Origin of the sequence: Ferrovibrio sp. (assembly GCF_019636075.1) — a bacterium.
Lineage (GTDB): Bacteria > Pseudomonadota > Alphaproteobacteria > Ferrovibrionales > Ferrovibrionaceae > Ferrovibrio.
Genome location: NZ_JAHBYG010000004.1, coordinates 1 through 22,565, shown reverse-complemented (window position 1 = coordinate 22,565; position 22,565 = coordinate 1). Strand labels below are relative to the sequence as shown.

Genomic DNA, 22,565 nt, shown 5'->3' with positions numbered 1-22,565 from the left:
TGTGGCATGAACAGCCAGCCGCAAGCCCGCGTGGAGCAGGTGCGCGTTCTCAGCGAGGACGAGCTGGATGAAATCTGCGTGGCCGCCGAACAGGCGATCCTGGATGGCAGCGGCTTCGGCTGGCTGGTGCCGCCCTCGCGCATGGTGCTGGAAAAATACTGGCGCGGCGTGCTGATGATGCCGCAGCGCGACCTGTTCGTGGCACGGCTGGATGGCGCCATCGTAGGCTCCACCCAGATGCTGCGGCCGCCGAGCAATAACGAAGCGCAGGCCCATGCCGCGCATCTCACCACGTTTTTCATCGCGCCCTGGGCGCGCGGCCATGGCCTGGCGCGCGGCTTGCTGGCGGCGGTGGAAGATGTGGCGCGCAAGCAGGGCTATCGCCAGGTGGAGCTGGATATGCGCGCCACGCAAACCGCGGCGATGCAATTGGCCGAGGCCTGCGGGTTTCAGCGCTGGGGCACCAACCCGCGCTATGCCTATGTGAACGGGCGCTATGTGCCCGGCTATTTCTACAGCAAGCCGCTGCTGGCGGACGACGATGCACAAGAGGGAGCGCCGGCGTGAATCTGTATCCGGCCATCGATTTGAAGAATGGCGAATGCGTGCGGCTCGAACAGGGCGACATGGCACGCGCCACGGTGTTCAACAGCGATCCGGCGGCCCAGGCGCTGGCCTGGCAGCAGGCCGGCTTCCGCTGGCTGCATCTGGTGGATCTGGACGGCGCCTTCGCCGGCAAGCCGATGAATGCTGCCGCCGTGCGCGCCATCCGCGCCGCGATTTCGCTGCCGATCCAGCTCGGCGGCGGCATCCGCGACGAAGCCACCATCGAAGCCTGGCTGGAAGCCGGCATCACCCGGGTGATCCTGGGCACCATAGCGGTGCGCGATCCCGATCTGGTGCGCCGCGCCGCCAAACGCTGGCCCGGCCGCGTTGTGGTGGGCATCGATGCCAAGGGCGGCAAGGTGGCCGTTGAAGGCTGGGCCGAAGCCAGCGAATTGACCGCCGTGGACCTCGCCAACCGCTTCGTGGATGCCGGCGTGGCCGCCATCGTTTACACCGATATCGACCGCGACGGCCTGCTCAAGGGTGTGAATGCACCGGCCACGGCGGCGCTCGCCAAGGCGGTGCCGATCCCGGTGATTGCGTCGGGCGGCGTGGCCGGCGTGGAGGATATCGCGGCTTTGCGTGCCGCCAGTGAAGCGATCGGCGGCGCGCCCATCGACGGCGCGATATTGGGCCGTGCGCTTTATGCCGGGCGCATCGATCCGGCCGCCGCGCTCAAGGCTGCCGCATGACTCTGAAAATCCGCGTCATACCCTGCCTGGATGTGAAAGACGGCCGCGTGGTGAAGGGCGTCAATTTCGTCGGCCTGCGCGATGCCGGCGACCCGGTGGAGCAGGCCGCGATCTACGACGCCGCCGGCGCCGATGAACTCACCTTCCTGGATATCACCGCTTCCTCCGATGCGCGCGACACTTTGTTCGATGTGGTGGCGCGCACGGCGGAACGTTGCTTCATGCCGCTCACCGTGGGCGGCGGCGTGCGCACGGTAGATGACGTGCGCAAGCTGCTGCTGGCCGGTGCCGACAAAACCTCGATCAACACCGCCGCCGTGCAGCGCCCGGAATTCGTGCGCGAGGCGGCCGAGAAATTCGGCAGCCAATGCGTGGTGGTGGCGATCGATGCGCGGCAGGTCTCGCCGGGCAAATGGGAAGTGTTCACCCATGGCGGCCGCAATGCCACCGGGCTGGATGCCATCGATTGGGCCAAGCGCATGACATCCCTGGGTGCGGGCGAAATCCTGCTCACCTCGATGGATCGCGACGGCACCGAAAAAGGCTTCGACCTGGCGCTTACCCGCGCGGTGGCCGATGCCGTGAGCGTGCCGGTGATCGCATCGGGCGGCGTGGGCAATCTGGATCATCTGGTGGCCGGTGTGCGCGAAGGCCATGCCTCGGCGGTGCTGGCCGCCTCGATCTTTCATTTCGGGCGCTATAGCATCGCGCAGGCGAAACAGCATATGGCAGCGGCAGGGCTGCCCATGCGCTCGGAGGATATGGCGCCATGAGCAGCGGCGACAGCATGAATCAGGACGGGCAGATTCTCGAACGGCTTTATGCCCTGATCCTCACCCGCAAGGGCGGCGATCCCGCCACCTCGCATACCGCCAAGCTGTTTGCGCGCGGCCGCGCCAAGATCGCCCAGAAGGTGGGCGAGGAAGCGGTGGAAACCGCGCTGGCCGCCGCCGCATTGAAGGATAACGACGAAGTGGTGGGCGAGAGCGCCGACCTGCTGTTTCATCTGCTGGTGCTGTGGGCCGATTGCGGCGTCACGCCGGCGGAAGTGTGGGAAGAGCTGCGCCGCCGCGAAGGCACATCGGGCGTGGACGAGAAGAAGAACCGCAAGGATCCCCTCAATGGCTGAAGTCTACGACAGCAACAACATCTTCGCCCGTATCCTGCGCGGCGAAATCCCCTGCAAGAAGGTGCTGGAGACCAAGCATTCGCTGGCCTTCCACGACATCAACCCGCTGGCCCCGGTGCATGTGCTGGTGATCCCCAAGGGCGCCTATCTGAACATGGATGCCTTTTCCGCCAAGGCCACGGCCGAGGAACAGGCGGATTTCATCCAGGCCATCGGCGAAACCGCGCGCCTGATGAAGGCCGAGGAAAACGGCTATCGCATCATCGCCAATAACGGCGCCAACGCCCATCAGGATGTGCCGCACCTGCATATCCACGTGCTGGGCGGCCGCCCGCTGGGCCGCATGCTGAAGCCTGCCGGGGAATAGCCCGGAGCGAATAGGCCCGGGGCGAATGGATCTGGGGCAAATAGCTTCCGGTTCGTTAAGCGTCGGCTTCGAGTGCGGCGCGGTCGCTGAAAAATGGATGCCTGGAACAAGTCCGGGCATGACGGGTGAGAGAGCGGGTCCGCACCACCAAAGATCGTCACCACCGTACTTGTTACGGCGGTCCATGGTTCTGTGGGCTTGAGATCAGCAGGCTTGAGGTCAGTGGGCTTTGGCGCTTCAAACATGGACCCTCGCAATGAATGCGAGGGTGACGATTGGTGTTGAAGCCGGACGTTCAGAAAACCCAAGACAACTCTCACTCCCGCTGCAGCAGGCCTTGCAGGCGTTTCAGCAGACGGCGGCGCTGGCGGTCGTTGCCGGCCTCCTGCAGGCGTTTTTGCAGGTCGAGCACCAGGGCGGCGTAATCGTTGTGCCAGTCGCGGCCCGATAGCGCGTCGCGGCGATGTTCGGCATCCAGCCGGGCCGGTTTGTCGGGCGCCTTGCGCAGGCGCGGCTTGCCTTTATCCAGCCGCCAGGTTTCGTCCAGCTTGGGCAGTTGGATGCCGGCGATATCCATATGCTTCTGCACGATGGCCAGGCGCAGCGCGCTGGCGGCATCGGCTTCGCCATGGGTGAGGAACAGGCCGCCCCGCACCGGCAGGCGGTCGCCGAGCCAATCCAGCAATTCGTCGTGGTCGGCATGGCCGGAATAGACTTCCAGCTTGCGGATATGGGCGCGCACCACGATTTCCTCGCCATGGATGCGCACGCGCTTTTCGCCGCGCTCCAGCAGCGAACCCAGCGTGCCCGGCGCCTGATAGCCGATCAGCAGCACCGTGGCATTGGCGCGCCACAGATTGTTGCGCAGGTGATGGCGGATGCGGCCGGCATCGCACATGCCGCTGGCGGCGATGATGATGGCGCCGGCGGTGATGGTTTCGATCTGCTTGCTCTGCTCGGCGGATTCCAGATAACGCAGGCCGGCATGCTTGAACGGGTCCGGACCGGCAGGCAAACCATTGGCCAAGCCGGCCTCTTGCCGATGCTGTTCGAACACCCGGGTGATGCGGGTGGCCAGCGGCGAATCCACGAAGATCGGCGTCTTCGGCACAAGGCCGCCATCCATCAGCGCGCAAAGATCGGCCAGCAATTCCTGGGTGCGTTCGATGGCGAAGGCGGGGATCAGCAGATTGCCGTTATTGGCCAGCGCCGCGCGCACTTCCTCGGCCAGCACGGCCTGGCGCTGGCGCGGATCCAGCTTGGGGCGCGAACGACCGCCATAGGTGGATTCCATGATCACGTAATCCAGATCCTTCGGCGCCTGGGCCGGCGGCTGCAAGGCCTTGTGCTCGGGGCCGATATCGCCGGAGAACAGCAGGCGCAACGGCTCGGATGTGGCGGGATCGGATTTTTCATCCTCGCGGATTTCCAGCTCGATGGAAGCCGAGCCCAGGATATGCCCGGCCGGCCATAGCCGCGCCCGCACGCCGGGCACCGGCTCGAACCAGGCATTCAGCGGCTGCGGCTGCAGCAGTTTCAGCAAGGCTTCGGCATCCTCGGCATCGTAGATCGGCTCCACGGCGTCGCGGCCGCGGCGCTGGTTGCGGCGGTTCAGCCGGTCCACTTCGTTTTCCTGGATCATCGCGCTATCGGGCAGCACCCAGCGCAGCAGATCGGCGGTGGCGTCGGTGCAATGCACCGGGCCCTCGTAGCCGAATTTCGCCAGGCGCGGCAATTGCCCGGAATGATCGATATGAGCATGGGTGAGCAACACCGCATGCAGCTGCTTGGGATTGAAGGGCAGCGGATTGTAGTTCAATTCGCGCAGGGTCTTGTCGCCCTGGAACAGGCCGCAATCGATCAACAGGCGATGGCGCCCCACGCTGAGCAGATAGCAGGAACCGGTGACCGTGCCGGCGGCGCCATGAAAAGTGAGTTCAACAGACATGATGCATCCTCAAAAATTACCGCACACATAACCGCAATCGCGTTCGGCCAGATCGGCGGCGAACCGCAGGTCGCTGTCCAGCGCGGCATGAATGCGAAACAGCGGTTCGCCGCGCCGCACGCTGTCGCCGGCCTTCTTGAACAGGTCCACGCCCGCGCCCTTGAAGGCCGGCGCGCCGGCCATGCGGGCGATGCGCGCCAGGCGCAGATTGTCGATGCTGCGCACATGGCCGTCGCAAGGCGCGACCACGTCATGCGCCAATGCGCCGGGCGAAAGGATTTCGGAGGCCGGACCCTGGGCCTCGATGATGCGCTCCATCGCTTTCAGCGCGGCGCCGCTTTGCAGCAAGTCGCGCGCCCGCGCCAGGCCCTTGCCGCCAGGCAGGGCCGGATCGAAATCCAGCAGATGGCCGGCCACCAGCAGCGCGCGTTCGCGCAGATCGGCGGGTGCATCGGCATCGTTGCGCAGCACCTTCAGCACATCGCGCGCCTCCAACACCGGGCCGATGCCGTTGCCCACCGGCTGGCTGCCATCGCTGAACACGAAATCCAGCCGCAGGCCCATGGCATGGCCCACGAATTCGAACAGCTTGCGCAATTCCACGGCATCGGCGCGGTCGCGCAGCTTGGCGCTGGGGCCGATCGGCATGTCGATCACCAGATGGGTGGAGCCGGCGGTGACCTTCTTCGACAGGATCGAGGCCACCATCTGGCCGCGCGTATCGATGCCCAGCGGGCGTTCCACGGTGATCAGGATATCGTCGGCGGGCGACAGATTGGCGCGGCCGCCCCAGATCAGGCAGCCGCCCACGCGATCCACGATATCGCGCATCTCGTCCACGTCGATATCCACGCGGGCCAGCACTTCCATCGTGTCGGCGGTGCCGGCCGGCGAAGTGATGGCGCGCGACGAGGTTTTCGGAATCGTCAGGCCATGGGCCACGGCGATCGGCACCACGATCATCGAGGTGCGGTTGCCCGGAATGCCGCCGATGCAATGCTTGTCCACCACGATGCCAGGGCTGCCATCGTGGCGCTTCCAATGCAGGCGGTGGCCGGTTTCCGCCATGGCGCGGGTGAGGCCGAGGGTTTCCTCCGGCGTGATGAAGCCGGCGCAGGCCACCAGGAAGGCGGCGATTTCCATCTTGGAATAGCGCCGGCCCACAACATCGCCGATGATGGCGGCGTAATCCTCGGGCGCCAGGATGCCGCCCTGGATCTTGCGGCGCACCGCCTCCAGGCTTTCCGGCCGGCTGGGATGTTCGATCCGCACCGGGCTGCCGGGCGGTAGGCCGAAGGCACGCGCGGCTTCATGGCTCAGGCCCAGCTCGTCGGGCGCCAGCAAGCCGGGATCGTCCACGATGTTGAGGATCGCGGTGAGCCGCTTGCCGTCATTCACGATCTCGATCTTTTCCAGCGCCAGGAATTCCTCGGCGCGGTATTGCGTGCAGGCGCGATTGAGATAGGCCACCGCCTCGCGGTGTGTGTCGATGGCCAGGGGCCGCAACTTCAACATGGGCAATTCACGCGCTCCGCTGTTCCAGTTTATCGAGCTGTGCCGACAGGCGCTGCACGGCGCTGGTCAGCGTGATGATCTCCTGCTCGCGCAGCAGGTCGATCTTGTGATGCAGCCACTCGATCTCCAATTCGGCTTTCACATTCACATGGTAATCCTCTTCGGCCTGGCGGCGATCGAGTTCCGACATGCGGTTCTGGCTCATCATGATCACCGGCGCGGTATAGGCGGCCTGGAACGACAGCAGCAGGTTCAGCAGGATGAAGGGATAGGGATCCCAGCTGCGCGCGCCGAACCACACATTGCCGACGATCCAGCCCGCCAGCAGCAGGCTCTGGATCACCACGAAATTCCACGATCCCACCGCGCCGGCGAAACCATCGGCGATGCGCTGGCCCAGGCTGGCCGGCGCACGGGCCGGCTTATGATGCACCTGATGGCGGCGTCGGCGCAGATCGTGCAGAATCTCCACTTCCTCGGGCGTGAGGCCGCGAAGGCTGGATGCTGATGCGGTGGACTGGCTCATGATCGTTGGCCCCGGCAGTTATGCTTCGCCCACAGCATAGCCCATCGCACCGGCAAAACCGATTGATCGAGATCAGGAATTTTTGGATTTATGGGCGTATGTGGTATATTCCGGTTCGGAGAACAGATCATGCGAGCGGCAAAGCGCAACCCGCATCCCGGGGCAATCCTGCTGGAAGAATTTCTGCAGCCGCTGGCCTTGAGCCAGAATGCACTGGCCCGGGCCGTTAAGGTGCCGCCGCGCCGGATCAATGAAATCGTGCTCGGCAAACGCGCCATCAGCGCCGATACCGATCTGCGCCTGACGCGCTTTTTCGGCCTCAGCGAAGGTTTTTTCCTAGGCTTGCAGGCGGATCACGATCTGATGCAGCGCAAGCGCGCGATCAATGCCGAACTCATCAGCATCCAGCCGCTGAAGCGCGCGGCTTAGTCAGGCCGGCGATTTCACGGCAAATCCACCAAGGCCGGATGCACCCAGACCGCCATTTCCTCGGCCTTGCCGCGTAGTTTCACGCTGTCGGGGTGGAAGCCCAGGGCCTGCATGGCTTCCGGCGAAAACGCCGCGCGATTGGCCACGATGTCGGAGATCACCAATTCGGCGCCGAAATCCTTGGTGGCGGATTCCAGCCGGCTGGCGGTGTTCACCGCATCGCCGATGGCGGTGAGCCCGATGGCGCGGCCATGGCCCATCTCGCCCACGATCACCCGGCCGCAATGGATGCCGATGCCGATGCGCAATTGCATCTCGCCGAGATCGCTGCTGAGCGCTGCATTCAGCTCCTGCATCGCGCGGCCCATGGCGCCGGCGGCGTTCAGCGCGCGGCGGCAGGCTTCGTTGGGTTCGCAATCCAGGCCGAACAAAGCCATCACGCCATCGCCGATGAATTTGTCGAGCCGGCCGCCATGGCGCTCCACGGCCTCGCCCATCGCCTTGAAATATTGATTCAGGATGAACACCACATCGTAAGGCAGTTTGCCGTCCGACAATTTGGTGAAGCCGCGCAGATCGGCGAACAGAATGGCGATGCGTCGCTCGCTGCCCTGGCCCAGGCCCTGGCTGAGGCCCAGCGACCCCGACGAGCCATAGGCCGCGCCATAGGCCGTCTTGGGCGTAACCCCGGCCGGCAGCAGCGGCAGCACGGCCAGGTCGGCGACAGGACGCACCTGGCAGGCCAGCCGCACGCCGGGCGGGGCTTCCACCCGGGTCAGCACCGCCTGTTCCTCGGCGCTGGGCGGCGGCAGGTCGTTCAGGCCCGGCTCGCCAATATTGAGATTGCTGAGCCGCACCCGGCAGGTGGAGCAACGCCCCTGCCCGCCGCAAACCGAGGCATGGGGATAGCCGATGGCGCGGCTGATTTCGAGCAGGCTGAGGCTGCCGGCGCGGCCGCGCCATTGCCGGCCATCGGGATAGCGGATGCTGATCTGGCTGCGGCTGCGATGCAGCAGGCCCCATAGCCAGCGCCCGATCAGGCCGCCCAGCATCAGCGCCGCGAGGGTGTATTGCACGATCTCGATGGTGGGATACACCCAGCTTACCGCCGCATCGCCCGGCCAGTTCAGGCTGGCCTGGTAGCCCGCCAGCCAGTCGGGATCGCGCAGCAGGAAACGCACGGCGCGGCCGGCCGACAGATAGCCCAGCATGGCGCAGGCCGGCAGCAGCAGCGCGATGGCGAAGAATGTGGGCCACAACCGCTCGAAAAACCGCTTCAGGCGCAGCCAGTAATACATGCCGAAACAGCCATGCGCCCAGGCGATCAGGATCAGCAGATTCTGTTGCAGCCCCAGCATCGGATCGGCCACGAACAGCGAGCTGAGCACGAAAGCGTAGCTGTCGTTCACCCCGGCGAATTCATGCACCACGCGGCTGCCCATCAGATGCACCAGCAGCAGCCAGGGCACGGTGAGGCCGAGCAGCAATTGCGTCCAGGCCTGCCAGGGCAGCCCGCGATAATGGCCGCGCCGCAGCCAGTTATAGCCGGCCAGCAAGGGATGCAGCAGCAGCGCGCCATACAGCGCCACAGTGCCGGCCAGGTTGCGCCACAGCAGCTTGAACCACCAGGCGCCGGCCTCCATGGCTTGCAGCGAGATCAGCCCCAGCGCGTGGTTGAGCAGATGGGTGCCGAGAAATGTGAACAGGATCAGGCCGGTGACGAGCTTCGTCCGGCCATAGATGCCTTCCCAGTTCCAATGACGGCTTACGCTCGCCCGCTTCGGCATGGCCACTCCGGTTTCAGGGCCAGATTACGGCGCTTTTTCCTGGCCAGGAAGCGGTCTGAACGAAAACAGCCGCCATCCCGGCAGGAATGACGGCTGTTCGCTGTGAAATCGATTGTCGGGTGTTAGCCGGCCACCTGCTTGCGGGCGGTTTCCAGCAATTCGGCCATCTTGCCGCGCAGGCGGTGTTCGGAAACATCCACCTTCTTGGCCTGCAGATCGGCCATCACCTTGCGCACCACGTCGTCGTCGCCGGCTTCCTCGAAATCGGCGGCCACAACTTCCTTGGCATAGGCTTCGGCGGCATCACCGCTCAGACCGAGCTGTTCTGCCACCCACAGGCCCAGCAGCTTGTTGCGGCGGGCGGTGGCCTTGAAGGCCAGCTCTTCGTCATGGGCGTGCTTCTTCTCGAAAGCATCCTTGCGGTCGTCGAAGGTCGTCATCCAGGTGGCTCCAGGGTCGTCCGGGTCTGAAAATACTCTCGCCCTGTATATAGGGGGCGCCCCCCCGCTGCCGCAAGCCCCGGGCGGATCGGGTTTTGCGGCCATTTCGGGCCGATTTCGGCGCCGCTTTGCCATTGCCCGCAGACCGGGCCTGAAACCTTTCCTGGCGGCATTGCGGAAGCCGGCCATAGGCGGTATTTATCCGCCAAAGATTTCCACCTTCCCACAACCATACGGGTGTTCCATGACCCGCCGCAGACAGGTTTACGAGGGCAAGGCCAAGGTTCTGTTCGAGGGACCCGAGCCGGGCACTCTGGTGCAGTATTTCAAGGATGATGCCACCGCCTTCAACAACAAGAAGAAGGGCACCATCACCGGCAAGGGCGTGCTCAACAACCGCATCTCGGAATATCTGATGACGCGGCTGGGCGAAGTGGGCATTCCCACGCATTTCCTGCGCCGCCTCAATATGCGCGAGCAGCTGATCAAGGAAGTGGAAATCATTCCGCTGGAAGTGGTCGTGCGCAATGTCGCCGCCGGCTCGCTGTCCACCCGCCTGGGCGTGGCGGAAGGCACCATGCTGCCGCGCTCGATCGTGGAATTCTATTACAAGAACGACGAACTGAACGACCCGATGGTGAGCGAGGAGCATATCACCTGCTTCGGCTGGGCCTCGCCGCAGGAAATCGACGAAGTGATGCATCTCGCGCTGCGCATCAACGATTTCCTCACCGGGCTGTTTCTCGGCATCGGCATCCGCCTGGTGGATTTCAAGCTGGAATTCGGCCGCTGGTGGCAGAACGACGAGATGCGCATCATCCTGGCCGACGAGATCAGCCCCGATAGCGCCCGGCTGTGGGATCTGAAGACCAACGAAAAGATGGACAAGGATCGCTTCCGCCGCGATCTCGGCAATGTGGCCGAGGCCTATCAGGAAGTCGCGCGCCGGCTGGGCATTCTGCTCGAAGGCGGCCCGCGCGACATCAAGGGCCCGGAGACCATGCAATAAGCGGCCGGTATCGGCCGTTTCCTAAAGACCTAAGAGGATCTATGCGATGAAAGCCCGCGTGCATGTTAGCCTGAAAAACGGCGTGCTCGATCCCCAGGGGCGCGCCATCGGCCAGGCCTTGCACAGCCTCGGCTTCGCTGATGTGGCCGAAGTGCGCCAGGGCAAGCTGATCGAGCTGGAACTCTCCGGCGCACTGGCCAAGAAGCCCAAGCCCGAGATCGAGGCGGCGGTGAAGGAGATGGCGCAGAAGCTGCTGGCCAACACCGTGATCGAGAATTTCAGCGTCGAACTGGTGGGCTGAGCCGACCATGAAAGCCGCGATCATCGTCTTCCCCGGATCGAACCGCGACCGCGACATGAAAATGGCGCTGACCAAGGCCTCGGGCGGCAAGCCGCCGCTGGAAGTCTGGCATGGCGATGCGGATTTTCCCAAAGTCGATCTGATCGTGCTGCCCGGCGGTTTCTCTTACGGCGATTATCTGCGCTGCGGCGCCATGGCGGCGCATTCGCCGGTGATGCGCGAAGTGAAGGCCCGTGCCGATAAAGGCACCCGCGTGCTGGCGGTGTGCAACGGCTTCCAGATCGCCTGCGAGGCCGGCCTGCTGCCCGGCGTGCTGATGAGCAATGCCGGCCTGCAATTCATCTGCCGCGAAATCACCATGCGGGTGGAAACCAGCGACAGCATCTTCACCGGCAAGTATCGCAAGGGCCAATGCATCCGTGTGCCGGTGGCGCATCATGATGGCAATTACAATGCCGATGCCGATACCGTGAAGATGCTGGAAGACGAAGACCGCGTGGCTTTCCGCTATGCCAATCTGTTTGGCGACGTGACGCCGGAAACCAACCTGAACGGTTCGGTGGGCAACATCGCCGGCGTGTTCAACAAGGGCAAGACCGTGCTGGGCCTGATGCCGCATCCGGAAAACGCCACCGACCCGGTTTGCGGCGGCACCGATGGCGTCGGCCTGTTCGCCGGCCTGGCCGAGGCTTTGCAATGACCAAGCAGACGAAATATCCCGCCGATCTGATGGGCCTGAAGCCCGATGAATATGATCGCGTGCTGGAAATCATGGGCCGCGAGCCCAACCGGGTGGAACTCGGCATTTTCTCGGTGATGTGGTCGGAGCATTGCTCCTACAAATCCTCCAAGAAGTGGCTCAAGACCCTGCCCACCAAGGCGGCCTGGGTGATCCAGGGCCCGGGCGAGAATGCCGGCGTGATCGATATCGGCGACGGCCTGGCCGCCATCTTCAAGATGGAAAGCCATAACCATCCCAGCTTCATCGAGCCCTATCAGGGCGCGGCCACCGGCGTGGGCGGCATATTGCGCGATGTGTTCACCATGGGCGCGCGCCCCATCGCCAATCTGAATGCGCTGCGCTTCGGCGCGCCGGAGCATCCGAAAACCCGCCATCTGGTATCGGGCGTGGTGCATGGCATCGGCGGCTATGGCAATTGCGTGGGCGTGCCCACCGTGGCCGGCGAAGTGAATTTCCATCCCAGCTATAACGGCAATATCCTGGTCAATGCCATGACCGTGGGCCTGGCCAAGCAGGACAAGATTTTCTATTCGGCAGCCGCCGGCCTGGGCAACCCGGTGGTCTATGTCGGCTCCAAGACCGGGCGCGACGGCATCCATGGCGCCACCATGGCGTCTGCCGAATTCAGCGACGACAGCGAAGAGAAGCGCCCCACCGTGCAGGTGGGTGATCCCTTCACCGAAAAGCTGCTGATCGAGGCCTGCCTCGAGCTGATGGAAACCGATGTGATCGTGGCGATCCAGGATATGGGTGCCGCCGGTCTTACATCGTCGTCTTTTGAGATGGCGTCCAAGGGCGGCATGGGCATCGAGATCGACCTGGATAAAGTGCCGGCGCGCGAAACCGGCATGACGCCGTTCGAATTCATGCTCTCCGAAAGCCAGGAGCGCATGCTGATCATCCTCAAGCCGGGCAGCGAGCCCAAGGCCGAGGCGATCTTCAAGAAATGGGAACTGGATTTCGCCGTCATCGGCCATCTCACCGATACCGGCCGCATGGTGCTGCGCTTCAACGGCGAACAGGTGGGCGATCTGCCGATCGATCCGCTGGCCCAGGCTTCGCCGGAATACGACCGGCCGTGGGTTCCCACCCCGCCGCCGGCGCCGCTCAATCCGGTGAACCATCCGCTGCCGATGCCCAAGGCATTGCTCAAGATCATCGGCTCGCCCGACATGGCCTCGCGGCGCTGGATCTGGGAGCAATACGATCATCTGGTGCGCGGCGATACCGCACAGATTCCGGGCGGCGATGCCGCCGTGGTGCGCGTGCAGGATCACCCGTCCAAGGCGCTGGCGATGAGCGTGGATTGTACGCCGCGCTATTGCTTCGCCGATCCGGTGCAGGGCGGCCGCCAGGCGGTGGCCGAAACCTGGCGCAACATCACCGCCGTGGGCGCGCGCCCGCTGGCGATCACCGACAACATGAATTTCGGCAACCCGGAACGGCCCGATATCATGGGGCAGTTCGTGGGCGCCGTGCAGGGCATCGGCGAGGCCTGTATCGCACTGGATTATCCGGTGGTGTCGGGCAATGTGTCGCTCTACAACGAAACCAACGGCAAGGGCATCCTGCCCACGCCCGCCATCGGCGGCGTCGGCGTGCTGGATGACGTAGCCAAGATGATGACCCTGGCCTTCAAGCGGCCGGGCGAAGCCATCCTGGTGCTGGGAGAAACAAAAGGCCATCTGGGCCAGTCGATCTATCTGCGCGAAGTGCTGGGCCGCGAGGAAGGCCCGCCGCCGCCGGTGGATCTGGCCATCGAGCGCCGCAATGGCGATTTCCTGCGCGGGTTGATCCTGGAGGGCGCCGTCACGGCGGCGCATGACCTGTCCGATGGCGGCCTGCTGGTCGGCGTGGCGGAAATGGCCCTGGCCGGCGATATCGGCGCCGATATCAGCCTTACGGAAGGCGATGCTTTCGGGGCGGCTTTCGGCGAGGATCAGGCGCGCTATCTGGTCACCTGCCCGGCCAGCCAGGCCGATGCCCTGCTCGGCAAGGCCGAAAAGGCCGGCATTCCGGCAACCCGGTTGGGCATGACCGGCGGCCAGGATTTGACTGTTGCAGACCAAGGCACCATATCGCTGGCTGAGCTGCGCCAGGCCCATGAGGGCTGGCTGCCTGGCTATATGGCCGGCAAGGCTTAAAGGAGACACTCTTCATGGCGATGGATGCCGCCGAAATCGAACGCATGATCAAGGAAGCCCTGCCCGATGCGCAGGTGCAAATCGACGATCTGCGCGGCGATGGCGATCATTATGCCGCCACGGTGGTGTCTGCCGCATTCGCGGGCTTGAGCCGCGTGAAGCAGCATCAATTGGTTTACGCCGCGCTGAAGGGCCGCATGGGTGGCCAGCTGCATGCGTTGGCACTCACCACGCAAACCCCATAACAAACGGACCTGACGCCATGACCGACGCCACCGTTGCCGACCGTATCAAGCAGGAAGTGACCGATAACGATATCGTGCTGTTCATGAAGGGCACGCCGGTATTTCCGCAATGCGGCTTCTCCGCCGTTGTGGTGCAGGTGCTGTCGCATCTCGGCGTGAAGTTCAAGGGCATCGATGTGCTGGCCGATCCCTCGATCCGCCAGGGCATCAAGGAATTCTCCGACTGGCCGACGATTCCGCAGCTCTATGTGAAGGGCGAATTCGTCGGCGGCTGCGATATCGTGCGCGAGATGTATCAGTCCGGCGAATTGCAGGATCTGCTCAAGCAGCAGGGTATCGAATATAAGGATGCCTGAAGCCCGGCCGCCTTTCAGTCTGGGCGGTTTCGATCACATCGTGCTGCGCAGCGCCGATCCGGCGCGGCTGATCCGGTTTTATTGCGACGTGCTGGGCTGCAGCATCGCCCATGAGCAGCCGAAGATCGGCCTCACCCATCTGCGCGTGGGCACGCAACTGATCGATATCGTGGATGCCCATGGCGCACTGGCCCTGCCCGGCGACGAACCTTTGCGGCAAGCGGCGCGCAACCTCGATCATTTCTGCCTCACCGTGCAGCCCTTCGACGAGGCCGCGATCCGCGCCCATCTGGCGCGCTTCGGCATCGCACCCGAAGCGGCGAAAGACCGCTACGGCGCCTATGGCACCGGCACATCGCTATACCTGAGCGACCCCGACGGCAACGGGATAGAGTTGAAGGGGCGCTAACGCGGTTCAATTCGGTTTTTTACGTTTGCGCTTGGGCGGCGGCGGAAGGCCATCGGCGTCTCCGGTTGCACCACTCGGTTGTTTGGTATCGGCTGGCGTTTTGTCTTTCTGCTTGGTTGTTTCCGGTTTTCTTTTCGCCATAGCAATGTCTCATCGTTTGTGTTGATCGATCATTCGCTGGCGACAGCCACCGACCATTCTAGGTTTTCCGATTGAACGGTCTTGCCGCCTTTTTTGGCGATGGCGGCCAGCCGCACTTTCTCGCCGCGGATCAAGTTGCGCAATTTCAGCGTCACGGCGCCATTGCCGGTAATGATCGCCTTGTCGCCCTTGAGGCTGACGGCACTGCCTTCGGCATTCACCAATTCCGCCCCGGCAACGGCGATTTCCACATTATCCGCCATGGCCTGCTCGGCATTTCCAACCTTGGCGGTTTTGATCGTGGCAAGAAGGCGCAGGCTGCCCTCGCCATTGCTGGCGGCAATCTGGCTGATGCTGGTTTTTAACTCGATAGCCGCCGTGGGTTTTTCCGCGATGGTGGAAAGTTTGACCGGGTGGCTGGAAAACACGCTGCCATCGGCTTTCAGCAATTCCAATTTTGCATTGGTCTCCGGTTTGAGTTCCAATGCCTTCAGCGACGGAAAGGCAATCTGAATGGTATTGGCGGCACTGCCTGCGGCCACGCGGCCATAAAGATATTCCTGTGTTCCAACCGGCAGACGTCCGGTCAGCTTGGCAACCGGCAAATTCTTGCCGCCGAATATCGTAGCGCGCGTCTCGGCCTTGCCGTCATCTTGCAACAGCACAAGTTGATTGCTATTGGGCGCTTCTTCAGCCGGGGCATCCTGCAATTGCGCATAACCAGACATGCGGTTACTGGCACCTGCCGCCTGTGCCAGATCGTTCCACAGGAATTGCCAGTAATCGCTTTCTTGGGTTACAGCCTCCAGCATCCATTTAAAACAGCCGGGTAGATTGCGATAAGACAGATTGAACAATTCCCATTTGAAAGCCCGGTCGAATTTTTCCTTGGCATCGGCCGGCTTCGTGGCATCGTTGCCCGCAGTGGAAATATCTTTCAACTTCTTCGCAAGATCCGAGGTGTTGCAGACCAGCTTGATATCATCCAGCGCGCTTGCATTGATTTTTTTAGGGCTATAGGTGAAAGCGGCCTTATCAAGCGCCGGCGATATATAATCCTCGATGGGGTCGGCCGAGCCATAATCCTTCGGCTCGCCCGTGGCGGCATTGCGCGCCAGAATTCTGCCGGTCACACGCAGATTCTCGGCGGTGCGTTTCTCCTTTTTCGGCACGAAAACCAGCAAGGTGATATTTTGCACCCGCTCACTCATGGCATAGGCATCCGCTCCGATCCGCGTGGCACCGAAGCGGGCCTGCACGGAATTCTCGGTCAATGAAGTCACCGCCATCACGCTGTTTTCTTCGCGGGTCAGATAGGTTTGCAATGCCTCATTGAGCTTGTCGGCACCCAGGCTGGCACCGAAGCCTTTCACCATCAGGTTCAAGGCCAACGAGAATTGCCGCAATTCATTTGCCGAGCGCGAGGATTGCGTGAGTTCAATATTATCGCTGGCCAGCAAGGGCAAGACGCGCACGCGCTCGGTGCGGAGGGCGTCATCCGGCTTCGGCTGCGTGGGGACAGCCTTACTGAGAATTGCAGGCTTTATTTTTTCATTAGCAGCCTTGTATTGCTCCACAATTTCTTTCAAGCGCCAATCGGGCAGGCTGGGCAGTTCAGTCGCGCGGTTGGCAAGAAACACGGATAGCGATGCATAAAGGTCTACGCCGGCTGAACGGTAATAGGGCTGTGCCCCCACTTTCACGCGCAGGATAAACGCTTCTTCATCCTCCTGCTTGGCAACGCTCTTGATCGTGTTGTTGAGGATTTGCACATAAGTGAAAAAATTGAACGCGCTTTCGTAATGCAGAACGGGATTCACCTGCCCTAACATGCCGCTGGCCCGGCCGATATCTTTGGCTTTGCCGCTCAGGTCCACATCATTGGTTTCAGGTACCTCACCATCGGAGCGGGTCAAGGTCTTGCTGGCGGTGGATGTGCTGACGCCATCGGTGGTGCTGACCGTGCGGCTGCTGTTGAGGCTTGAAAAAGCCGGCGAAAACGCCCCCGAAAATCCCAGCACGGAACGAAGGAATTCCTCATTCTGTCCGGTGATAGGCAACACCCGGCCCAGAGCATCGGCAGGGGTGAGCGTGAATTCCGGCTGTAACTTGTCGGCGATATCGTCCCAGCGGGTGAGCCCCATCACCGTCAGGGTGGTCTGGCCCAATTCACTTCCTGTCGGCAGCTGGTTTTTCTGCCTTTCGAACCTGGTTGTATTGCAGCCCAGCAGGCTCAGCCCCAGCAGGGCCACGCCAGCGAACTTAAGCATTTGAAAGTTCATGACAAAGCCCCCACTTATTGGTGTTTTATAGTTTTATATTATCGTAAAAGTATATTTCCCGTCGACTCAAATTATTGCTTTCACATACCGCCATGCCTTTGCTATTGGACGGCGCTGCACACAATCATGGCCGGGCGTAAGCCCGGCTCTGCCGTAAATCTTTGCCGCGTGAGGGGAATTTTCGATGTCTGCCGCCCAATCTACTGCCGCCCAATCTGCCGCCAGCCAGACCAGAAGCCTGATCGAGAACTACTACGCAGCCTTCAACCGGCTTGATATCGAGGGCTTTCTCGCTTTGCTGACCGACGATGTGGCGCATGACATCAACCAGGGCGGCCGCGAGACCGGGCGGGAGGCCTTCCGCGCTTTTCTGGCCCGGATGGATCGCTGTTATTCCGAACAGATCGTCGATATCAGCATCGCCACCAATGAGGACGGCTCGCGCGCCTCGGCGGAATTCACCGTGCTCGGCACCTACAAGGCTACCGATGACGGCCTGCCGCCGGCCACGGGGCAGAAATACGTGCTGCCGGCCGGTGCATTCTTCGAGGTGAAAAACGGCAAGGTCGCGCGCATCAGCAATTATTATAATCTGCAGGATTGGCTGCGGCAGGTGGGCGCCTGATATGCTGCGCATGGAGGATCTGTCCGGTTCGGCGCTGATCGCGCGGCTGGACGATCTGGCGCGCCTGCGTATCGAAGTTTTCCGCGCCTGGCCATATCTCTATGAAGGCGACGTGGAATACGAGCGCGGCTATCTGCGCCGCTATGCCGAAGCGAAAACCGGCTATATCGCCGTGGCGTATGATGGCGACCGCGCGGTGGGCGCGGCCACGGCCCTGGCGCTGGAAGAAGAAGCCGATTTCGTGCGCGCGCCGTTCATCGAGGCCGGCATGGATATCGCGCCGATTTATTATTTCGGCGAAAGCGTGTTGCTGCCCGGCTATCGCGGCCAAGGCGTGGGCGTGGATTTCTTCCGCCGCCGCGAGGCCGCCGCGCGCCGCAACGGCAAGACGATCTGCTGTTTCTGCGGCGTGCAGCGCCCGGCCGATCATCCGGCCAGGCCCGCGGATTACGTGCCGCTGGATGCATTCTGGCGCAAGCGCGGCTATCATCAACGGCCCGATCTGCGCGCCGGCTTTTCCTGGAAGGATATCGGCGACGATACGGCGACGGAGAAGCCGATGATCTATTGGATGCGTGAGCTGCCGGCATGAAAAGCGCGCCCCTGCGTGTGGCTTTGGCGCAATACCCCATCGGGCAATTCGCCGCGCCGGCGGATTGGCAGACGCATCTCGATGCCTGGGTGAAGCAGGCAGCCGTTGCCGATGCCAAACTGCTGCTGTTTCCCGAATACGGATCGATGGAGTTGGCTTCGCTGCTGGCGCCCCATGTGCAATCCGATCTGCTGGGCAGCATCGCGGCGATGCAGGATCTGCTGCCGGCCTATCGCAAGGCGCATGCCGATGCCGCCAAGCGCCATGGCGTCACGATCATCGCCGGCAGTTTTCCGGTGCGCCTGGAAGACGGCAGCTTCATCAACCGCGCCTATGTTTACGATCCCGATGGCCGCGAGGCGCATCAGGACAAGCGGCAGATGACGCGCTTCGAGCGCGAGGACTGGATCATCCAGGGCGGCGCGGCGCTGCACCTGTTTGCCTTGCCCGATGGCACAAGCTTCGGCATCGCCATCTGCTACGATATCGAATTCCCGCTGATCGCGCGTGCGCTGGCCGAGGCCGGCGCCGATCTGGTACTGGCGCCGTCTTGCACCGATACGCTTGCCGGGCTGCATCGCGTGCATGTGGGGGCGCGTGCGCGTGCGCTGGAAAGCCAGATCTATGTGGCGGTGGCGCAAACCGTGGGCGAAGCGCAATGGTCGCCGGCGGTGGATGTCAATCGCGGCATGGCCGCCGCCTATGCCACGCCGGATCGCGGCTTTCCCGATGATGGCGTGCTGGCGCAAGGCGAGGTCGACAAGCCGGGCTGGGTCTATGCCGATCTCGATTTTGCCGCCCTGAAAGCGGCGCGCGCCAATGCCCAGGTGTTTACCCGCGCCGACTGGGCCAGCCAGCATCTGCCGGGCCTGGCGGTGCAGAAGGCGGAATTCCGATAGGGCCATATTGGAGGTTCCATATTTGGGAACTTCCGCTTGTTCGGCAATAGGGAAGCTGCTAACCTGCCCGCATGCAGGTTATCGCGCGCCGCACATTGCAGCTTTTCTGGCGCAAACATGGCCAGGCCGAGATACCGCTGCGCAGCTGGTATGCGGCGGTCAGCAAGGCGCAATGGGCCGGCCCGGCCGATGTGAAAACAATGTTCGGCGCCACGGTGGATTTCATCGCCGACAATCGACTGATTTTCGATATCGGCGGCAACAAATACCGGCTGGTGGTGCGGGTGTCTTACACCTACAAGCGCGTGCTGATCAAATTCGTCGGCACCCATGCGGCTTATGATCGGATTGATGCGGAGACAGTGTGATGCGGAATATCAAACCCTTGCGCAATGAAGCCGATTACGACTGGGCCTTGCACGAGATAGAGCGCTATTTCGACAAGGAACCGGAGCCCGGCAGCGCTGCGGCTGATCGCTTCGATGTATTGGCGGCGCTGATCGCGGCCTATGAGGATGCCCATTGGCCGGTCGCCGCACCCGACGCGGTTTCGGCGATTAAATACCGCATGCAGGTCGATGGTTTGAGCCAGGCCGATTTGGCGCGGCTGCTGGGATCCAAGTCGCGGGCCTCGGAAATCCTGAATGGCAAGCGCGGTCTGACCATGGAGCAGGCCTTCAAACTACATAGAGATTGGCGAATTCCCGCTGAAAGTCTGCTATTACAGGCGGATACTTGATCGGTGCATGGCCGGCCTGCGCAATCCGCACTTGAAAAAATATACTACGTTCTATTTGGTAACTGCTGAAAGCCTGCCAGGGAAGGCCTGCTGCCAGGAGGAACGCCCCATGTCGAAAGCCACCCAGAAAGCCGATGTCACCTGCCCGATGGAAAGCCTGCTCAGGCTGCTGATGGGCCCCTGGACGCCGTATATCCTGTGGATCCTGCGCAACAATGGCCCGATGCGCTTCGGCGCGCTGAAGCGCCAGGTGGTGGGGATTTCCGCCAAGGTGCTGACCGAGCGCCTGCGCCTGCTGGAAGCCCATGGCCTGGTGAACCGCGAGCATACGCCCAGCATTCCGCCGCAGGTGACCTACAGCCTGGCCGCGCGTGGCGTGGAGCTGAACCCGGCGCTGGAATTGCTGGACAGCATCGCCCGGCGCTGGCGTGCCGAGGATGAGGCGGCTGCGGCAAGCAAGAGCGCGGACAAGCAGGCGGCTTAAGCCCGCCCGAAACACAATCACCCAACAAAAAAGCTGCCCGAAACAAAAAAGCCGCCCAACAAAAAAGCCGCTCTGGGAGCGGCTTTTCCGTTTGGTTGGATATCCGGCTGGATAATCAGCGCGAATAGAATTCCACCACCAGATTGGGCTCCATCTTCACCGGATAGGGCACGTCCGCCAACAGCGGCACGCGGGTGAAGGTGGCTTTCAGCTTGCCCTGATCCAGATCGATGTAATCCGGCACGTCGCGCTCGCTGCTCTTGAGCGCTTCCTGCACGATCACCAGATCGCGGGCCTTGCCGCGCAGCTCGATCACGTCGCCCACGCGCACCTGGTAGGAGGCGATGGTGACGCGCTTGCCGTTCACAGCCACATGGCCGTGATTGATGAACTGGCGGGCGGCGAACACGGTGGGCACCACCTTCATGCGGTAGATCACCGCATCCAGGCGACGCTCCAGCAGACCGATCAGATTCTCCGAGGAGTCGCCGGTGCGGCGGACGGCCTCGTCGAAGGTGCGGCGGAACTGCTTCTCGGTGATGTTGCCGTAGTAACCCTTCAGGCGCTGCTTGGCCATCAGCTGCACACCATAGTCGGTGGGCTTCTTGCGCTTCTGGCCATGCTGACCCGGCGGATAACCGCGCTTGTTGACAGGGCTCTTGGCCCGGCCCCACAAGTTTTCGTTCAGGCGGCGGTTGATCTTGTACTTGGACTCAACGCGTTTGGTCATAAGTCGTTCCTGGTCGGCGCGCGGGCGGCTCGGCAGCCGTGACGATCCGTTCCGCGCAAGGAATGCCGATCGCTCCGCCTGAGGGGGGCGGAGAGGGCGGGGGCATCATAAGGATAACCCCCCCGCCGTCAAGCCGATTCCGCCAACCGTGTAGAAGCTGGCCCGTGGGCTGGTCACCCGTGGGCCGGTCACCTCTGGGCCGGTCACCTGTGGGCCGGTGAATGGCGGAAGCCTGGACTTGGCCGGGCAGAGGGTATGGAATACCGCCAACGCCCCAATGATAGGAACAAAACTGGAATGCTGCTGCATCTTTGCACCTGGGCCGAGGTGGAAGCCCGCCTCGCCCGCTCCACCGGCATCATCCTGCCCATCGGCTCCACCGAGCAGCATGGCCCCAACGGCCTGATCGGCACCGATGCGATCTGCGCCGAGGTATTCGCCCGCGCGGTGGGCGAGGCCGAGGATGCCCTGGTGGGCCCCACCATCAATGTGGGCATGGCGCAGCATCACCTGGGTTTCGCCGGCAGCATGACCTTGCGGCCCACCACCCTGATCGCGGTGGTGCGCGACATGGTGCAGTCGCTGGCGCGCCATGGCTTCGACAAGTTCTTTTTCATCAACGGCCATGGCGGCAACGTGGCGACCGTGACGGCGGCCTTCTCGGAAATCTATGCCGAGCATTCGCTGCGCCGGCCCGACGACGGCAATGGTTCTGGGGCGAGCAACGCGCTGCGGCCGCGCTGCGCCATCAAGAATTGGTGGGAGAGCGAAGCTGCTCATCGCCTCTCGCGCGAATTATACGGTGCCGAGGAAGGCAGCCATGCCACGCCCAGCGAAGTGAGCGTGACCTATTACGCCTATCCGGACGCGATCAAGAGCGCCGAGATGAGCCCGCGCGTGGCGCCGTCTGGCCGCTTCACGGATTCCACCGATTACCGCAGCCGGTTTCCCGATGGCCGCATCGGCTCCAACCCGGCTCTGGCCAGCGCCGAGCATGGCAAACGCATCGTGGAAGCCGTGACGCCCGATCTCGCCGCCGCCTATCGCCGCTTCCTGGCGGAGTGAAGCCCGGCCGCGTGGGCATGGACCCTCGCCCAAGAACGAGACCTGGCTGCGAGGGTGACGATAGTCACGGCATACCATTCACGGCATGCCAGTCACAGCATACCAGTCACAGCATACCGGTGCGCAGGCGCTGTCGCGGATTTGGGTCGCGGGCTGAGAGCTGCGGACATCTGGCTTGCGGGCTTGGCCTTTCTGTTGCCCGCCGCACCAACCGAGGGCGGCGTGCCGAGATCGAACAGCGATGCCATGCTGTCCGCCGGCAGGCGCTTGGCCAGGGTTGCGAAGCTTTTCGCCGTCACCGGGCCAAGCTGGCCATCTTCGGCAATCGGCTGCCAGGTTTCGTCGAGACCTGTGCTCTGCTGG

28 protein-coding genes are annotated in these 22,565 nt (G+C 62.9%); 20 read left to right on the top strand and 8 right to left on the bottom strand.

The features are described 5' to 3' along the window. The first annotated feature begins 6 nt into the window (after nt 1-6). From KF827_RS02955 to KF827_RS02935, 5 genes are read left to right on the top strand one after another with little or no spacing between them, the layout of a single operon-like run. A complete protein-coding gene (locus tag KF827_RS02955) occupies nt 7-567 on the top strand; it encodes a GNAT family N-acetyltransferase (RefSeq protein WP_290999776.1) in 561 nt (186 codons plus the stop codon). Continuing rightward, nucleotides 564-1,298, top strand: coding sequence for a 1-(5-phosphoribosyl)-5-[(5-phosphoribosylamino)methylideneamino]imidazole-4-carboxamide isomerase (gene hisA, locus KF827_RS02950; RefSeq protein ID WP_290999773.1), 735 nt, complete (start codon nt 564-566; stop codon nt 1,296-1,298). Before KF827_RS02955 ends, hisA begins: the two co-directional genes overlap by 4 nt. Further along, nucleotides 1,295-2,071 carry an imidazole glycerol phosphate synthase subunit HisF gene (hisF, locus tag KF827_RS02945; RefSeq protein WP_290999770.1) on the top strand — a complete coding sequence of 259 codons (777 nt, stop codon included), beginning with the start codon at nt 1,295-1,297 and terminating at the stop codon, nt 2,069-2,071. The genes hisA and hisF overlap by 4 nt, the downstream gene beginning before the upstream one ends. Before the next feature lie 14 nt (nt 2,072-2,085). Then, nucleotides 2,086-2,427 (top strand): phosphoribosyl-ATP diphosphatase, encoded by a 342-nt coding sequence (locus KF827_RS02940; protein ID WP_291000159.1) that lies wholly within the window; start codon nt 2,086-2,088, stop codon nt 2,425-2,427. Further along, entirely contained in the window at nt 2,420-2,794 is a 375-nt protein-coding gene (locus KF827_RS02935; RefSeq protein WP_290999766.1) for an HIT domain-containing protein, read from the top strand. The genes KF827_RS02940 and KF827_RS02935 overlap by 8 nt, the downstream gene beginning before the upstream one ends. Before the next feature lie 316 nt (nt 2,795-3,110). Here the strand turns inward: KF827_RS02935 and KF827_RS02930 are convergent, their stop codons facing one another. Genes KF827_RS02930 through KF827_RS02920 form a run of 3 tightly spaced genes read right to left on the bottom strand, consistent with a single transcriptional unit; the run spans nt 3,111 to nt 6,783 of the window. Next, nucleotides 3,111-4,742, bottom strand: a complete 1,632-nt coding sequence (locus KF827_RS02930) for an MBL fold metallo-hydrolase (protein WP_290999765.1) — start codon at nt 4,740-4,742, stop codon at nt 3,111-3,113. A 9-nt stretch (nt 4,743-4,751) separates the two neighbouring features. Further along, on the bottom strand, nt 4,752-6,257 hold the full coding sequence (locus KF827_RS02925) for a thymidine phosphorylase family protein (protein ID WP_290999764.1): 1,506 nt from the start codon (nt 6,255-6,257) through the stop codon (nt 4,752-4,754). Between the two features lie 7 nt (nt 6,258-6,264). After that, entirely contained in the window at nt 6,265-6,783 is a 519-nt protein-coding gene (locus KF827_RS02920; RefSeq protein ID WP_290999761.1) for a DUF1003 domain-containing protein, read from the bottom strand. Between the two features lie 129 nt (nt 6,784-6,912). On the opposite strand from KF827_RS02920, the gene KF827_RS02915 reads away from it, so the two are divergent. Then, the gene (locus tag KF827_RS02915; RefSeq protein ID WP_290999758.1) at nt 6,913-7,212 is read left to right on the top strand and encodes a HigA family addiction module antitoxin; all 300 of its coding nucleotides are present in this window, start codon (nt 6,913-6,915) and stop codon (nt 7,210-7,212) included. A gap of 14 nt (nt 7,213-7,226) precedes the next feature. Here KF827_RS02915 and KF827_RS02910 read toward each other — a convergent pair whose 3' ends face one another. After that, entirely contained in the window at nt 7,227-8,999 is a 1,773-nt protein-coding gene (locus tag KF827_RS02910; protein WP_290999755.1) for an adenylate/guanylate cyclase domain-containing protein, read from the bottom strand. Between the two features lie 122 nt (nt 9,000-9,121). Next, nucleotides 9,122-9,439, bottom strand: a complete 318-nt coding sequence (locus tag KF827_RS02905; RefSeq protein ID WP_290985847.1) for a DUF1476 domain-containing protein — start codon at nt 9,437-9,439, stop codon at nt 9,122-9,124. A 244-nt stretch (nt 9,440-9,683) separates the two neighbouring features. Between KF827_RS02905 and purC the strand changes: the two genes are divergently transcribed. From purC to KF827_RS02870, 7 genes are read left to right on the top strand one after another with little or no spacing between them, the layout of a single operon-like run. Beyond that, a complete protein-coding gene (gene purC / locus KF827_RS02900; protein ID WP_290999752.1) occupies nt 9,684-10,448 on the top strand; it encodes a phosphoribosylaminoimidazolesuccinocarboxamide synthase in 765 nt (254 codons plus the stop codon). A 46-nt stretch (nt 10,449-10,494) separates the two neighbouring features. Next, entirely contained in the window at nt 10,495-10,749 is a 255-nt protein-coding gene (gene purS / locus KF827_RS02895; protein ID WP_290985852.1) for a phosphoribosylformylglycinamidine synthase subunit PurS, read from the top strand. Nucleotides 10,750-10,756: 7 nt separating this feature from the next. After that, nucleotides 10,757-11,449, top strand: a complete 693-nt coding sequence (gene purQ, locus KF827_RS02890; RefSeq protein WP_290999749.1) for a phosphoribosylformylglycinamidine synthase subunit PurQ — start codon at nt 10,757-10,759, stop codon at nt 11,447-11,449. Further along, nucleotides 11,446-13,635, top strand: coding sequence for a phosphoribosylformylglycinamidine synthase subunit PurL (purL, locus tag KF827_RS02885; RefSeq protein WP_290999746.1), 2,190 nt, complete (start codon nt 11,446-11,448; stop codon nt 13,633-13,635). Before purQ ends, purL begins: the two co-directional genes overlap by 4 nt. A 14-nt stretch (nt 13,636-13,649) precedes the next feature. Then, the gene (locus tag KF827_RS02880) at nt 13,650-13,880 is read left to right on the top strand and encodes a BolA family transcriptional regulator (protein WP_290999743.1); all 231 of its coding nucleotides are present in this window, start codon (nt 13,650-13,652) and stop codon (nt 13,878-13,880) included. Nucleotides 13,881-13,897: 17 nt separating this feature from the next. After that, nucleotides 13,898-14,236 carry a Grx4 family monothiol glutaredoxin gene (grxD, locus tag KF827_RS02875; RefSeq protein WP_290999740.1) on the top strand — a complete coding sequence of 113 codons (339 nt, stop codon included), beginning with the start codon at nt 13,898-13,900 and terminating at the stop codon, nt 14,234-14,236. Beyond that, the gene (locus KF827_RS02870; RefSeq protein WP_290999737.1) at nt 14,229-14,645 is read left to right on the top strand and encodes a VOC family protein; all 417 of its coding nucleotides are present in this window, start codon (nt 14,229-14,231) and stop codon (nt 14,643-14,645) included. The genes grxD and KF827_RS02870 overlap by 8 nt, the downstream gene beginning before the upstream one ends. A 170-nt stretch (nt 14,646-14,815) precedes the next feature. Here KF827_RS02870 and KF827_RS02865 read toward each other — a convergent pair whose 3' ends face one another. Next, nucleotides 14,816-17,056, bottom strand: coding sequence for a hypothetical protein (locus KF827_RS02865; RefSeq protein WP_290999726.1), 2,241 nt, complete (start codon nt 17,054-17,056; stop codon nt 14,816-14,818). Between the two features lie 196 nt (nt 17,057-17,252). Here KF827_RS02865 and KF827_RS02860 point away from each other — a divergent pair, with 196 nt between their 5' ends. The 6 genes from KF827_RS02860 to KF827_RS02835 all read left to right on the top strand — a co-directional run bounded on the left by KF827_RS02860 (nt 17,253) and on the right by KF827_RS02835 (nt 20,407). Then, nucleotides 17,253-17,693 carry a ketosteroid isomerase-related protein gene (locus tag KF827_RS02860; protein WP_290999723.1) on the top strand — a complete coding sequence of 147 codons (441 nt, stop codon included), beginning with the start codon at nt 17,253-17,255 and terminating at the stop codon, nt 17,691-17,693. 1 nt (nt 17,694) lies between these two features. Continuing rightward, entirely contained in the window at nt 17,695-18,285 is a 591-nt protein-coding gene (locus KF827_RS02855; protein WP_290999720.1) for a GNAT family N-acetyltransferase, read from the top strand. Then, on the top strand, nt 18,282-19,184 hold the full coding sequence (locus KF827_RS02850) for a carbon-nitrogen hydrolase family protein (protein ID WP_290999715.1): 903 nt from the start codon (nt 18,282-18,284) through the stop codon (nt 19,182-19,184). Before KF827_RS02855 ends, KF827_RS02850 begins: the two co-directional genes overlap by 4 nt. 71 nt (nt 19,185-19,255) lie before the next feature. Continuing rightward, entirely contained in the window at nt 19,256-19,552 is a 297-nt protein-coding gene (locus KF827_RS02845; protein WP_290999712.1) for a type II toxin-antitoxin system HigB family toxin, read from the top strand. Beyond that, a complete protein-coding gene (locus KF827_RS02840) occupies nt 19,552-19,923 on the top strand; it encodes a helix-turn-helix domain-containing protein (protein WP_290999709.1) in 372 nt (123 codons plus the stop codon). The genes KF827_RS02845 and KF827_RS02840 overlap by 1 nt, the downstream gene beginning before the upstream one ends. Before the next feature lie 109 nt (nt 19,924-20,032). Continuing rightward, the gene (locus KF827_RS02835) at nt 20,033-20,407 is read left to right on the top strand and encodes a helix-turn-helix domain-containing protein (protein ID WP_290999706.1); all 375 of its coding nucleotides are present in this window, start codon (nt 20,033-20,035) and stop codon (nt 20,405-20,407) included. 115 nt (nt 20,408-20,522) lie between these two features. Here KF827_RS02835 and rpsD read toward each other — a convergent pair whose 3' ends face one another. After that, on the bottom strand, nt 20,523-21,137 hold the full coding sequence (gene rpsD, locus KF827_RS02830) for a 30S ribosomal protein S4 (protein WP_290999703.1): 615 nt from the start codon (nt 21,135-21,137) through the stop codon (nt 20,523-20,525). Between the two features lie 297 nt (nt 21,138-21,434). Between rpsD and KF827_RS02825 the strand changes: the two genes are divergently transcribed. Continuing rightward, entirely contained in the window at nt 21,435-22,202 is a 768-nt protein-coding gene (locus KF827_RS02825) for a creatininase family protein (protein ID WP_290999684.1), read from the top strand. A 92-nt stretch (nt 22,203-22,294) separates the two neighbouring features. Here the strand turns inward: KF827_RS02825 and KF827_RS02820 are convergent. Further along, a partial coding sequence (locus tag KF827_RS02820; RefSeq protein ID WP_290999681.1) for a hypothetical protein occupies nt 22,295-22,565 on the bottom strand: 271 nt, incomplete at its 5' end.